The organism is Arthrobacter sp. TE12231 (assembly GCF_054062895.1).
This window is the reverse complement of the sequence record NZ_JBSSFS010000001.1, coordinates 897,241-910,849: the sequence shown is the minus strand read 5'-3', so window position 1 is coordinate 910,849 and position 13,609 is coordinate 897,241. Positions and strand designations below refer to the sequence as shown.

The following is a 13,609-nucleotide window of genomic DNA, read 5'->3' as shown; positions in this document are numbered from 1 at the left end:
GCCGGGTCACTCGCGACCGGTGCAACGGCCATGCGCCGTGCCCTTGGAAAACTAGCGGGGCTGCCGGGTCCCTTCGCGGCGACGAAATCGACACGCAAGAGCCCGCCCCCACAGTGGGGCAGCCGAATCCCCGCGTGGCGACGGAATCGACACGCAAGAGCCCGCCCCAATCCCTAGTGGTCGAAGAACACCAGGCTCGAATTGATCAGTTCGGCGATCACTTCGGGGTCGTAAGCCCGGCGGAGCGACTCGCGGAAGGATTCCTTCGACAGTGAGCGTGCCAGGGTCGCGAGCACTTCGAGGTGGTCGGAAAAGGAGCTCGCCGGAGTGGCGATGAGCAGAATCACGGTGGCCGGGCCGTCAGCGGCGCCGAAGTCGAGTGCCCTGCCGTATTTCGTGATGCCGACGGCGATGGAGGTCTGCGAGACGAGCTCGCTGCGGGCGTGCGGCAGTCCCACCCCGCCGGGCAGCCCGGTGGCGAGCTGGTGCTCACGGGCGTTGACCTGCTTGAGGAAGCCCTCCAGATCGGAAATGCGCCCAGCCTCATACATGCGCCCTGCGAGCTGGGACGTGGCGTCGAGCTTGTCCGTGGCGTCCAGTTCGAGGATCACCATCTCGGGCGTGGTGAGCTCGGCGTCGTACCGGTCCAGTGGTTCCGCCAAGAGATGTCCCTTCGAAGTGGCGTCAGTGCACGCCGGCCGGCAGTCATATGACTAGCGTTGTGGTCCGCACAGCCGGCCGGAGCTGAGTCTCAGCGCAAGGGGACGATATCCTCCACACCCAACCGTGCGGCATCGGCGGATTCGTCGTCCGGCTGCTGCTGGCTCAGGCGCTCGGCATCAACCCGGGCCAGATAGTGCTTGATTTCGCCCTCGCGCTGCGCATCACTCCAGCCGAGAACGTCTCCCATTAGTTTAGCGACTACCGGAGCGGCGGACACACCCCGGTCCCACGCCTCGATCGAAATCCGGGTGCGGCGGGTCAGGACGTCCTGGACGTGGCGGGCGCCCTCGTGCGTGGCGGCATAGACGGCCTCGGCGGCGAGGTAGTCATCCGCGCCCGGCAGCGGCTCGGCCAGTTCCGGGTTGCTGGCGATGAGGGCCAGCACCTCTGGAGCCATGGCGCCGTAACGGTTGAGCAGATGTTCGATCCGGGCCACGTGGACGCCGGTCTCCTCCGCCATCCGGTTCCGCTTGTTCCATGCGGCTTTGAAACCGCTGGCTCCAAGCAGCGGAATGGACTCCGTGCAGCTCGGCGGGACACGCTCGTCCATGCTGCGCGTTGCCTCGTCGACGGCGTCCTTGGCCATGACCCGGTAGGTGGTCCATTTCCCGCCGGCTACTACTACAAGCCCCGGCACGGGGTGGGCCACTACGTGTTCGCGGGAGAGCTTGGCGGTGGAGTCGCTTTCCCCGGCCAGCAGCGGGCGTAGTCCGGCGTAGACACCCTCGACGTCCTCCCGGGTCAGCGGCCGCTTGAGGACCTTGTTGACGTGTTCCAGCAGGTAGTCGATGTCCTTGCTGGAGGCGGCCGGGTGCGCCTTGTCGAGGTGCCAGTCGGTGTCCGTGGTTCCGATGATCCAGTGCCGGCCCCAGGGGATGACGAACAGCACGGACTTCTCGGTCCGCAGGATCAGCCCCACCGTGGACTGGATCCGGTCACGGGGTACCACGAGGTGGATGCCCTTGGAGGCGCGCACCTTGAGCTGTCCGCGGTCCGTCACCATGGCTTGGGTCTCGTCGGTCCAGACCCCGGTGGCGTTGATGACCTGCTTGGCCCGGATGTTGAAGCTCGAGCCGTCCTCGTGATTGACCACCTTGGCGCCGACCACGCGCTCACCTTCGCGCAGGAAGGCCACGACTGACATCTGGTTGACCGCGTGTGCGCCGTAGTATGCCGCGGTCCGGACGAGGTTGGCAACGTACTTAGCGTCGTCCACCTGGCCGTCGTAGTACCGGATGGAGCCTACGAAGGCGTCATCCTTCAGGCTCGGCGCGGCCCGCAGGGTGCCGCGGCGGGTCAGGTGCTTGTGGAACGGAACGCCGCGGCTGTGTCCGCCGGTGATGGACATGACGTCGTACAACGCGATCCCTGCACCGACGTACGGGCGCTCAACGAAGTGCTTGGTCAGCGGGTAGAGGAACGGCACCGGCCGGGCCAGGTGCGGGGCGAGGACGGAAAGGATGAGCCCGCGCTCGTGCAGCGCCTCCTTGACCAGGGCGAAGTCCAGCATCTCCAGGTAACGCAGGCCGCCGTGGATGAGCTTGGAGGACCGGGAGGAGGTGCCGGCCGCCCAGTCGTTGGCTTCGACGATGCCGACGCTGAGCCCACGAGTGATGGCGTCCAGCGCGGCGCCGGCGCCGACGATTCCTCCGCCCACGATCAGGATGTCAAGTTCCTTGCCCGGGTCGCCCGTGCCCTTCAGAAGCGCGATCGAAGCATCGCGCTCTGCGGGGCCAAGAGCACCTCCGGCCACGGGAGAACCGCCGGGAAAACTGTTCATGTCACGCCTCCATCCGGATCAAACCTCGTAGGGCACCAGACTACGTCCAAGTCTTCCGGATGGGCAGGGCCAATCACCTGCCAGCGTGGGGTTCAGTTCCCGGCGCCGGGTTCAGTTACCGGCGTACGGCGAGACGACGACGTCGACGCGCTGGAACTCTTTCAGGTCCGAATAGCCGGTGGTCGCCATCGAACGGCGCAGCGCACCGATCAGGTTCGAGGTGCCGTTGGTGTGGTGGCCCGGCCCGAACAGGACTTCCTCGAGCGGACCCACGGTTCCGACGTTGACCCTGTCGCCGCGGGGCAGTTCGAGGTGGTGGGCTTCCTGGCCCCAGTGCCAGCCCTTGCCGGGTGCTTCCTCGGCGCGGGCCAGGGCACTGCCCAGCATCACGGCGTCGGCGCCCATGGCGATGGCCTTGACGATGTCACCGGAGGTGCCCATGCCGCCGTCGGCGATCACGTGCACGTAGCGTCCGCCGGATTCATCCATGTAGTCCCGGCGGGCGGCCGCGACGTCGGAGATGGCCGAAGCCATGGGCGAATGGATGCCGAGCGCGCGGCGGGTGGTGGTGGTGGCTCCCCCGCCGAAGCCGACCAGGACGCCGGCGGCGCCGGTGCGCATGAGGTGCAGTGCCGGGGTGTAGCCGGCCGCCCCGCCGACGATCACGGGAACGTCGAGTTCGTAGATGAACTGCTTGAGGTTCAGCGGCTCGTGGTCCTTGGAGACGTGTTCGGCCGAGACGGTGGTTCCGCGGATGACGAAGATGTCGACGCCGGCAGCCACCACGGTCTTGTAGTGTTCCTGCGTGCGCTGCGGGGTGAGGGAGCCTGCGACGGTGACGCCGGCGGCGCGGATCTCGGCCAGGCGCGAGGTGATCAGCTCGGGCTGGATCGGTGCCTGGTAGAGCTCCTGCATGCGCCGGGTGACGGCGGGGCTGTTGGTCTCGTCCGCGAGGACCGCGATTTCGTCCAGGACGGACTGCGGGTCCTCGTACCGGGTCCATAGGCCTTCGAGGTCCAGGACGCCGAGGCCGCCGAGGCGGCCCAGGGCGATGACGGTTTCCGGTGACATGGCCGAATCCATCGGTGCCGCGATGACCGGCATGTCGAACTTGTAGGCATCGATCTGCCAGGAGACGGATACGTCCTTCGGGTCACGCGTGCGACGGTTGGGGACGATCGCAATGTCATCCAGGGAGTAGGCACGGCGCCCACGCTTGCCTCGGCCAATCTCAATCTCGTAAGTCACTGCTCTAGGTTATCCCAGGGCGCGGTTTTCCCCGTGAACGTGACCGTACGGCAGCGCAGCGACCGCTGCCGACGTAAGGTGGCCGCATGGGTATGCGGTGGATCTTCGACGGGCACATCGCCGGGATCGGCACGACGTCGGGACTTCGTGCCGTGGTGGGGCTCTGGCAGGAGTCCCCGTTCGGCACTTTCGCCGACGCCATGGTGGAACTGCCCTCGGGCCGGCGCATCCTGCTGGCCCCGACGGCAGAGGTGGCAGGATTCATCGCCGCCGTCTACAGCTTCGATGAAACCCGTGTGGTGGACATTGCCGTTCGGCACGCCGGCGGAACGCTGACGGTGGACGCCGGGCACCTGCTGTTGGAGGTTGCCCTCGGCGCCCGGACCGCGCTCGGCACGGCGGCACGGCTCATCCCCCGGCCCCTGGCCGTGCACCCGCGCTGGCTGCGCGCCGTCAGCCCCTTCGCGGGACTTCTCAGCCCCGGGGTGCGCACTGCCGGCACCGCCGGGGGCGGTCGGCGCGAGTACTACGGCGTCACCGATCTCCACCGCATCGACGCGGCGACGGTCAGCTGGGACGGGGTCGACGCCGGCGCGCTGGCAAAGGTCCTGCCCGCCGTCGGCTTCGGCTTCAGCAGCGTCCCGCCCGAACCGGGCATAGCCCGGGTGCGCACCACTGTGGAAGGCGCCCCAGTCACTCTCCGCTGATGTCCTCCGTGTCCGGGACCGTCAGCTGGGATTCGAACATCCGGAAATACCGGCCGCGCAGGGCCACGAGCTCGCGGTGCGTGCCCTGTTCCACGATCCGGCCGTCCTCGAGCATGTAGACGACGTCGGCCTTCTCGATCGTGGCCAGGCGGTGGCTGATGGCGATGATGGTGCTGCCGCGGTCCGCGAAGAGCCTCGTGAAGATCCGGTGTTCGGCCAGCGCGTCGATGGCCGACGTCGGCTCGTCCATCACCATGAATGAGGCGTTGCGGTAGAAGTTCCGTGCCATCGCCAGGCGCTGCCACTGCCCGCCGGACAGCCCGCTTCCCTTCCGTCCGCGCGGATCCTCCATCCAGTTGCTGACGTGGTTGTCCAGGCCGTTGGGCAGTTTGTTGATGAACTCCAGGGCCTCCGCATCCGCGGCGGCCCGGCGGATCATGCCGTCGTCGCGGGGCGAATCGACGTCGCCGAAGAAGATGTTCTCCGCCGCCGTGGCAAACTCGTACTTCAGGAATTCCTGGCTGAGCACCGCCAGGTGCCGGTGCCAGGACTTGACGTCGACGGCGGCGAGGTCGACACCGTCGAGCAGCACCTGCCCGGAATCGGGCCGGTAGAGGCCAGCCAGGATGCGGATCAGGGTGGACTTGCCCGCGCCGTTCTCCCCCACGATGGCGACGTGCTGGCCCTGCCGGATGGTCATTGAAATTCCGCGGATGACTTCAAGGTCGCTGCCGGTGTACGTGAAGTGGATGTCCCGCAGTTCCACACTCTTCGGCGCCTCCAGCAGGGGCCGGGCGTGGCTGGAATGCACGGGCAGTGCCATGAACAGTTCGTAGTCCTTGAGGTTCGCCAGGTCCTCGTCGATCGAGCTGAGCGAGGAGACCAGGCTGTTGGCCGTGGACAGGGCGCGGCTGACAATCTGCTGGACATAGAGGAACTGCCCCACCGGCTGGGCGTGGGCGATGATCTGGCCGACTACCCAGATCAGGGAAACGACTTCCGCACCGTACTGGAGGGCATCGGCCGCGAGCTGTTTGGGGATGTAGCGCTTCTGGAAGTCCAGCCGGCGCTTCTCGTCGGCGTCCCGGAGCCTGGAGCGCAGCCCCATCAGGTAGCCGACGATTCCGTAGAGCCGCATCTCGGCGATGTGCTGCGGGCGGAGGAGGTTGGTTTCAATCATCCTGCGCTGCCGGCGCGAGTCCACCTGCGTGTTCCAGTGCGCGATTTGTTCGCGGGAGAGTTTGAACTGCAGGTAGACGCTGGGGACGATCGCGATCAGGACGATCACGGCTATCCACCAACTGACCAGCAGCAGCGCGCCGATGGCGAGGAGCACCGAGACGAGCTGGGTGAAGATCGCGGCGATCCGGTCAAGGACCCGTGCGTAGGAATCGGAGAAGCGCTTGGCACGGTCGTACAGGTCCACCGTCTCTTTGTCGTCGTAGCGCCAGAAGTCCAGGGTGAGGAATCGCTCGTACATCAGATCACCGACGATCGCGCCGACCCGGAAGCTCATGAGCTGCTGGATGTATCGGTCCACGCTGCTGAACGCGCCCCAGAAGAGCCCGAGGGCCGCAGTGATGATGACGTAAATGATGGCCTGCCGCCCGGCGTCGGTGTTGCCCGCGTAGGCGGCAGCCAGCGCCGTCGTGGTCAGGGCGGCGAAGTAGGTCGTGACGAGCGGCAGGAGCGCCGAGATCAGCGAGCCGAGGACTTTCATCACGACGGCGGCCGGTGAGGCCTGGAAGCTCACCCGCAGAACCTGCGCCACGGCGCGAGCGTAGGGCTTCAGCGCAAGCTTGCGTTTCGGCTCACGTGCGGGCAGGAGTTCAGACATGCCTCCAGCCTAGTTCCGGGACCCGGAGGTGGCGGGTACGGAGACTGCGGGTGCGGCACCGGTGGGGCGGCGCCGCCCCGGGTGAAGCCGGGCGCCCACAAACGGGTAAGCCCGCCGAAACTGCAGTTTCGGCGGGCTTACCCGTTTCACAGCGGAGAGTCCTAGCGCGAACCGTAGTTCGGGGCTTCGACGGTCATCTGGATGTCGTGCGGGTGCGATTCCTTGAGTCCGGCCGCGGTGATGCGGACGAACTTGCCGCGGGCCTTGAGCTCGGCGACGGTGGGGGCGCCGGTGTAGAACATCGTCTGGCGGAGGCCGCCGACCAGCTGGTACGCCACCGAGGACAGCGGACCGCGGTACGCGACCCGCCCTTCGATGCCCTCGGGGATGAGCTTGTCATCGCCGGACACGTCGGCCTGGAAATAGCGGTCCTTGGAGTAGGAAGTGTTCTTGCCACGGGTCTGCATGGCGCCCAGGGAGCCCATGCCGCGGTAGCTCTTGAACTGCTTGCCGTTGACGAAGATTAGCTCGCCCGGGGACTCATCGCAGCCGGCCAGGAGGGAGCCAAGCATCACGGTGTCGGCGCCGGCGACCAGCGCCTTGCCGATGTCGCCCGAGTACTGCAGGCCGCCGTCGGCGATCAGCGGAACGCCGGCCGGGATGGCCGCCTTCGCCGATTCGTAGATGGCGGTGATCTGCGGGACACCGACGCCTGCAACCACGCGGGTGGTGCAGATGGAACCGGGACCGACCCCCACCTTGATGCCGTCGGCACCGGCGTCGATCAGAGCCTGGGCACCTTCGCGGGTGGCGGCCTGGCCCCCGATGATGTCCACGTGCGCTGCCGCGGGCTCTGCCTTGAGCCGGCGAATCATCTCCAGAACGCCCTGGGAGTGACCGTTTGCGGTGTCAACGAAGAGGGCATCCACGCCGGCGTCAACGAGCGTCATGGCACGCTCCCAGCCGTCGCCGAAGAAGCCGATGGCCGCACCGACGCGCAGGCGGCCTGCCTCGTCCTTGGTGGCGAGCGGGTACTGCTCGGCCTTGGTGAAGTCCTTGGTGGTGATGAGGCCCTGGAGCCGGCCCTGCTCGTCAACGAGCGGGAGCTTCTCGATCTTGTTCGTGGCCAGCTTGTGCGAGGCTTCCTCGCGGCTGATGCCGACGTGCCCGGTGACCAGCGGCATCTTGGTCATGACGTCACTGACCAGCCGGAGCGGGAAGTCCGACTCCGGCACGAACCGGGTGTCGCGGTTGGTGACGATGCCCAGCAGCCTGTTGCCTTCGTCCACCACCGGGAGCCCTGAGACGCGGTAGCGTGCGCAGATCTCGTCGAGCTCAGCCAGCGTGGCTTCGGGGCCGATGGTCAGGGGGTTGGTGATCATGCCGGATTCGCTGCGCTTGACCCGGTCCACCTGGTCGGCCTGATCGGCGATTGAAAGGTTGCGGTGCACGACGCCGAGGCCGCCCTGGCGCGCCATGGCGATGGCCATCCGGGACTCCGTGACGGTGTCCATCGCGGCGGACAGCAGCGGGGTCTGGACCGTGATGCGCTTGGAAATCCGGGAGGACGTGTCCGCCTCGGAGGGGATCACGTCGGTGTGGCCGGGCAGGAGCAGGACGTCGTCGTACGTCAGGCCGATAAAGCCGAAGGGGTTGTGTTCGGGCTGGGTCATGAGTGCGCCTCTTACCTTGGGTTACGGGGTTCACGGGTAGGGGTTGCAACAGATGACCAGCCAGTCATTACGGGTCTGGTCTGTGCAGAAGGGTTGAATAAATAGTAGAACCTTGGCGGCGATAGCCATATTCCGGGGCGGTAATGTGCGCCTCAATGTGAGCCGCCCCATGCCGGGCGGCCGCCGGAGGCTCCCGGTGCCGGCCCGGCGCGGGGCCCTACTTCCAGCCGGTGGCAGCCAGGAGCCGCTGTTCGAACATGGGGATCATGGTCTGAACGTAGGTCTTGGTCAGGTGGTTGTCGTCCTTGTAGACGTACACGTTGCCGACGACCGCGGGGCAGACCCCGTTCGCGCAGATGAAATCGCTCATGTCCATGAGGTGCAGGCCGGGCACCTTGCCACGGTAGGCGTCCAACGGCGAGGACCCCGCGAGCGACTCCTGCTCGGGCACGTTGCACTCCGCGGCACCCTCGCCGTTCTTCTGGACGCATTCGGGCATGTTGATGTTGAAGCGGGGGTTGTCGCGGATCCCCACGACGTCCATGCCGGCGTCGGTGAAGGGTTTGATGCCTTCAAGGTACTGCGGCACCTCGGTCTCGAACGGCGCTTCCTTGTGGGTCAGGGACGCAACCGTGAAGACGGCGTCGGGGTGGTGGTCCAGGACGTACTGCGCGCTGGCCTTGTTGAAGGCGTTGCAGTCCGCGTCCCGCTCCGGTGACTCCCCGCCGAAGCGGCAGTTGCCTTTCAGGAGCGTGACGACTTCCCAGCCGTGGCTCTTCGCGATGGGGCCCAGCGCCGCCATGTACTGCTGGGCATGGGAGTCGCCAAGCACCACAATCCGCTTCGTGACCTTCTCGGGCTTGTTGTTCTGCAGGCAGCCCTGCAGCAGGGGGTCGCTGGGGACGTTCTCGTCCGTGCATAGCCCGTCGATGTCGGCCCACTCATTCTTCATCGCCGCCGGCGCGGGGATGATCTTCGCGTCCGGGGTGGGTTTGCCGGCGTTCTCCGGCGCCAGGGCGGCCGCCCCGGGCGTCAGTTCCTTGGGCTGGGACGCCGCCGCGGCCTCGTCGGCCACGAGCCTGCTCTGCCAGACCGCGACCGGACCTGCCAGCAGGGCACCGCAGGCGGCAATCACGACGGCGGTGCGCCAGGCACGGCGCTTCGGCCAGTGCCATTCGCGCAGCGGCTTCTCGACGAAACGGGTGGTGAGAACTGCCAAAACGATGGACACGCCGACGATGCACAGCCCCTGGACAAGGTTCGGCGCCGTGATGCCCGCCCCGGCAAGGGCCAGGACCAGCAGCGGCCAGTGCCAGAGGTACAGCGCATAGGAGTTGTCTCCCAGCGACACCAGCGGCTTCCAGGTCAGGAGACGGTCCACGCCGAAGCGGCTGCCGCTTTGTCCGGCGGTAATGATCGCGGCGGCGGCCAGCGTGGGCCACAGCGCGATGAAGCCGGGAAACGAACGGTCCACGGTCAGCAGCAACCCGCAGGACAGCATGGCCACCAAGCCGGCCCAGCCCAGCACGACGCGCAGGATCCTGCCGGGCTTCAGATATGGCAGGGCGAGGGCCAGGAGGGAGCCGAGGGCGAATTCCCAGAGTCGGGCGCCGGTGTCGAAGTAGGCGTGGGCCTGGTTGGTGGTGGTCTGCTGGATCGAGTAGACGAGCGACACGGCGAAGATGGCGCCGAAGGCAGCGGTCAGCAGGGACCGGTAACTAAGCAGGGCGCGGTCGTCGCCGGTCCAGCGCCGGAGTAGTCGGGAAAGAAGAGCCGTGCCGGCAAATACGAGGGGCCAGAGCACGAACACCTGTCCCTGGATCGACAGCGACCAGAAGTGCTGGAGCGGGCTCGCGCCCGAATGGTCCTGGGCGTAGTAGTCGACTGCGCTGTCGGCCAGGAGCCAGTTCTGCCGGTATAGCAGGGAGGCCCACGCCTGATCGAGGATGTCCGGCCAGCGGCTCTGAGGCAGGATGGCCCAGGTGCCGGCGAGTACGGCGAGCACCACCACGACGACGGCGGGCAGCAGTCGCTTGAGCAGGTGCAGCCAGTGGCTCAGGAGCCGCAGGGGGGCGCCGGATTCGACCTTCCGCGTGAAGCTGAGGGTCATCAGGAATGCTGAAATGAGAAGGAAGATGTCCACACCGCCGGAGACCCGGCCCAGCCACACGTGGTACGTGACCACCATGAGGACGGCAAGGGCGCGAAGGCCCTGGACCTCGGGTCGGTAGCTGGCTTTTCGGCTCGCCGGAGAACCCGCATCCGCTGATGGCGGGGTGGCTATGGTTCGCTCGTTCGACACTAAAAAACCCTTCAGGCCGGCTTCCAAAAGATCAATGTTACCGAACCGTAACTTTCTTTGCCAGTCACAGGGCGCTAGTGGGAGCGCCGGCGGGGGCGTCCACGGGGTGCTTCGTTGGAGTCCTGGGGCGGCTGCGGGCGGCGTTGGACTCCACCGGCCGCGGCGCGGAAGCTAGGCTGGTGCGAGTCTGAGGAGGCCGCTTAGTGATTGTGCAGCTGCGCATTTGTGTTCCGGGTGATTTGTCCGGAGTTGTTGTCGAAAGATGTGCCGATCATCTCGGCGTCGCGGAAATCGCCGTGGACAAGGGCGCCTCGGTCATGCCGCCCGGGGACGTTGTCCAGGTCCTGCTCGCCCGCGAATCCGTGGAGACGCTCATGGAGAAGCTCCAGGTCCTCGACATCCAGAAGCGCGGATCGATTTCGGTCAACCTGCCGGATCTTGTGCTTTCGGACCGGGCCGACCGGGCGGAGGCCGAGGCCCCCGGTGAGGGCGCAGACGCGGTCATCTGGGAAGAGGTGTCGCGCCAGAGCGGCGAAGATTCGCGCCTCACGTGGAGTTTTCTGGCATTCCTGGTCCTGGCCACCCAGCTGGCGGCCATCGGCATCGTCACGGACTCCACAATCGCGATTGTCGGCGCCATGGCCGTGGGCCCTGAGTTCGGCCCGCTGGCTGCGCTGGCTGTGGCTCTGGTCCGGCGCGAGCGACGGCTCGGACGCGACGCGGCGCTGGCCCTCGGCGTCGGCTTTCCGGTCGCGATGCTGGCCGCGGCACTGACCGCGTGGCTGTCCGTCCCGCTCGGACTGTTTCCCAAGGACGCGCTGGACCACGGTTCTGCGGTTGAATTCATCTACCATCCGGGGCCATACTCGCTGATTGTCGCGGTGCTGGCTGGAACGGCCGGGATGCTGTCGGTGATCAGCCGGCGCTCGGCGGCGCTGATTGGCGTGTTTATCTCCGTCACCACGGTGCCGGCGGCGGGGTTTGTGGCCGTGGCACTGGTCCTGGGCGAGTATCAGAAGGCGGCCGGTTCCGCCCTTCAGCTGTTCCTGAACCTGGTGGGGATTGTGGTGTCCGGCGTCGGGGTGTTGCTTTTCTACCGGGTGGTGGCCAAACGGCGGCCGCCGGAGGCTACGCTGCGGCGCAAGTCTGCGGGCACCCGCCGCTGACGGACTGGCTGACGGCCCGGTGCTGACGGACTGACCGCCAGACTGGCTGGCGGCCGGGCCGGGCCGGGCCGGGGTCAGCCAGTCAGTTAGGCAACGGCAGCAGGTTCCTCACTCGGCGGCCCACCCGGTAGCCGCCAGGAACTGGGCCTCAAAGTAGGGCGTGAGGCTCTCCATGTAGGTCCTGGTGACGTGGTTGTCATCCTTGTAGACCATCACGTTGCCGATGACGGCCGGGCAGACCTCGTCCTGGCAGAAGTACTGGCTGAAGTCCAGAAACTTGGTGGCCGGCAACTGCGCGGCCACGGAGGCATCGGGCGACGCGGGCTGGTAGTTCTCCGCCGTCTTCGATCCGCAGGCTGCGTAGTTGTTGGGGTTCTTCTCCAGGCAGGCCGGGACGGCCTCGTGCATGCGCGGGGTGTCGCGCAACGCCACGACGGGGATGCCGGCGTCGTTGATGGACTTGATCGGCGGAACCCACCCCGGGTCCATGAACTCCGTGGACGTCGGATCCGGGTCGGTCCGGGTGCTGGTTGTCACCACAAGGTCCGGCTTCATGGCCAGCACCTTCTTGAGGGTGTCCTTGTTGAAGTCCAGGCAGCCTTCCGAGAGCCCCGGGGCCGGGCCGACCGTCACAGGGCAATAACCCTTGGTGATGGCTTCGACCTTCCACCCGTACTTGTCGGCCAGAGTGAGAATGGGGGTCGCCCAGACGTGGGCGTGCGAGTTGCCGATGATCACCACGGTCTTGGCGGCGTTCTGTTTGCCGTTGGTGCAAATGTTGGTGAGGGCCTTCTCATCCGACGTGCAGCCGCCCGCGTAGCGGGGCCATTCATCAGCCGCCGTGGCGAGGGTGGGAAGGAGAGGAGCGGATTTGTCGGCCCCGCCGACGTAGGCCGGGTCCAGCGAACGTGCACCCGGATTATTGACCCAGGCCTGGCTTGACGCCGCGGCAAGGGCGTAGTTGATCTGGAGTTGCCAGGCCGCCAGCGGCACGGCGGCGATGGCCGCGGCCGCGGCAATGGCGATGAGGGCGCGGCGGCGTTTGAGCTCCGGCCACTTCCACCCCCGCCAGGGCTTCTCAACGAAGCGGGTGGTGAGGTAGGCGAGAACCATCGAAACGGCCACGATGATGCTGCCCGTGATCGGCCCCGCGCGGTCCTTGTCCGTCGCGGTCAGCGAGATGACCAGGACCGGCCAGTGCCACAAGTACAAAGCGTAGGACATGTCTCCCAGCCGGACCAGAGGCCCCGAGCTGAGGAACCGGTCAACGCCAAGCTTGCTGCCGGTCTGTCCGGCGACGATCACACAGGCCGCGGCCAAGGTGGGCCAGAGTGCCACGAACCCGGGGAAGGAGGCCTGGACATTGAGCAGGAGGCCGCAGCTGAGCATGGCCACAATGCCCAGCCAGCCGAGCGCCAAGCGCCAGCTCCGGGGAAGCCGCAGGGAGGGAAGGGCCAGAGCCACAAGGGTGCCCAGCGCAAACTCCCATAGCCGCGCGCCGGTATCGAAGTACGCTTCCGTCTGCTCCGCCTTGGTGAAGAGGATGGAGTAGATCAGCGAACCGAGGAAAATCAAGGCGAAGATGTAGCACAGCAGCACGCGGTAGCGGAGCCGGAAGCGCCTGGCGACGAGTGCGGCTCCCGCGAAGATGAGCGGCCACAGGATGAAAATCTGCCCCTGGATCGAGAGGGACCAGAAGTGCTGGAAGGGGCTGGCCTGGCTGTGGTCCGAGGCGTAGTAGTCCGTGGCCTGGGACTGCAGGAGCCAGTTCTCGACATAGGACAGGGAGGCCCAGCCCTGCGAGATCACTTCCAGCCAGCGGGTCCGGGGAAGGAACAGGATGCTTGCGGCAATGACGGCCACGATGACGGTGACGGCAGCCGGGACGAGGCGCCGGAAGAGGTGCAGCCAATGCTTGAGCAGGGCCATGGGTCGGCCCTGCTCGTAACGGCCGACGAACTGCAGCGTCATGAGGAACGCCGAGATCAGCAAGAACACGTCCACACCGCCGGAGACCCGCCCCAACCAGATGTGGTAGCTCATGACCATCAGCACGGCCAAGGACCGGAGCCCCTGAATTTCGGGCCTGAAGGTGGACTTTCGGCCGGCCTGGGGCGCGCCGTCGGATCGGGCAGGTGCGGGTAGGGTTCTTTGCTGTGTCATAGAAAAACCC

General features: G+C 66.7%; 9 protein-coding genes. 2 read left to right on the top strand and 7 right to left on the bottom strand.

Annotated elements, in window-relative coordinates:
* Positions 1-173 precede the first annotated feature (173 nt).
* The 3 genes from ACVWYS_RS04205 to ACVWYS_RS04195 form a co-directional block, all read right to left on the bottom strand.
* The gene (locus tag ACVWYS_RS04205) at positions 174-662 is read right to left on the bottom strand and encodes a PTS sugar transporter subunit IIA (RefSeq protein WP_456508495.1); all 489 of its coding nucleotides are present in this window, start codon (positions 660-662) and stop codon (positions 174-176) included.
* Between the two features lie 89 nt (positions 663-751).
* Complete coding sequence (locus tag ACVWYS_RS04200) at positions 752-2,503, bottom strand: glycerol-3-phosphate dehydrogenase/oxidase (RefSeq protein ID WP_116765044.1); 1,752 nt, start codon at positions 2,501-2,503, stop codon at positions 752-754.
* Positions 2,504-2,614: 111 nt separating this feature from the next.
* Positions 2,615-3,751, bottom strand: coding sequence for a GuaB3 family IMP dehydrogenase-related protein (locus ACVWYS_RS04195; RefSeq protein WP_091252098.1), 1,137 nt, complete (start codon positions 3,749-3,751; stop codon positions 2,615-2,617).
* A gap of 86 nt (positions 3,752-3,837) precedes the next feature.
* Between ACVWYS_RS04195 and ACVWYS_RS04190 the strand changes: the two genes are divergently transcribed.
* Entirely contained in the window at positions 3,838-4,458 is a 621-nt protein-coding gene (locus ACVWYS_RS04190; protein ID WP_456508494.1) for a hypothetical protein, read from the top strand.
* Here ACVWYS_RS04190 and ACVWYS_RS04185 read toward each other — a convergent pair.
* From ACVWYS_RS04185 to ACVWYS_RS04175, 3 genes are all read right to left on the bottom strand, one after another.
* On the bottom strand, positions 4,445-6,295 hold the full coding sequence (locus ACVWYS_RS04185) for an ABC transporter ATP-binding protein (protein WP_456508493.1): 1,851 nt from the start codon (positions 6,293-6,295) through the stop codon (positions 4,445-4,447). The two genes, ACVWYS_RS04190 and ACVWYS_RS04185, sit on opposite strands and share 14 nt — an antisense overlap.
* 161 nt (positions 6,296-6,456) lie before the next feature.
* Entirely contained in the window at positions 6,457-7,968 is a 1,512-nt protein-coding gene (gene guaB, locus ACVWYS_RS04180; protein WP_116765047.1) for an IMP dehydrogenase, read from the bottom strand.
* Positions 7,969-8,185: 217 nt separating this feature from the next.
* Complete coding sequence (locus tag ACVWYS_RS04175) at positions 8,186-10,270, bottom strand: acyltransferase family protein (RefSeq protein ID WP_456509393.1); 2,085 nt, start codon at positions 10,268-10,270, stop codon at positions 8,186-8,188.
* 203 nt (positions 10,271-10,473) lie between these two features.
* Here ACVWYS_RS04175 and ACVWYS_RS04170 point away from each other — a divergent pair, with 203 nt between their 5' ends.
* On the top strand, positions 10,474-11,436 hold the full coding sequence (locus ACVWYS_RS04170; protein ID WP_344368293.1) for a DUF389 domain-containing protein: 963 nt from the start codon (positions 10,474-10,476) through the stop codon (positions 11,434-11,436).
* A 108-nt stretch (positions 11,437-11,544) separates the two neighbouring features.
* Here ACVWYS_RS04170 and ACVWYS_RS04165 read toward each other — a convergent pair whose 3' ends face one another.
* Positions 11,545-13,599: an acyltransferase family protein gene (locus ACVWYS_RS04165; RefSeq protein WP_116765049.1), complete on the bottom strand. Its 2,055-nt coding sequence runs from the start codon at positions 13,597-13,599 to the stop codon at positions 11,545-11,547.
* Between the last annotated feature and the right edge of the window lie 10 nt (positions 13,600-13,609).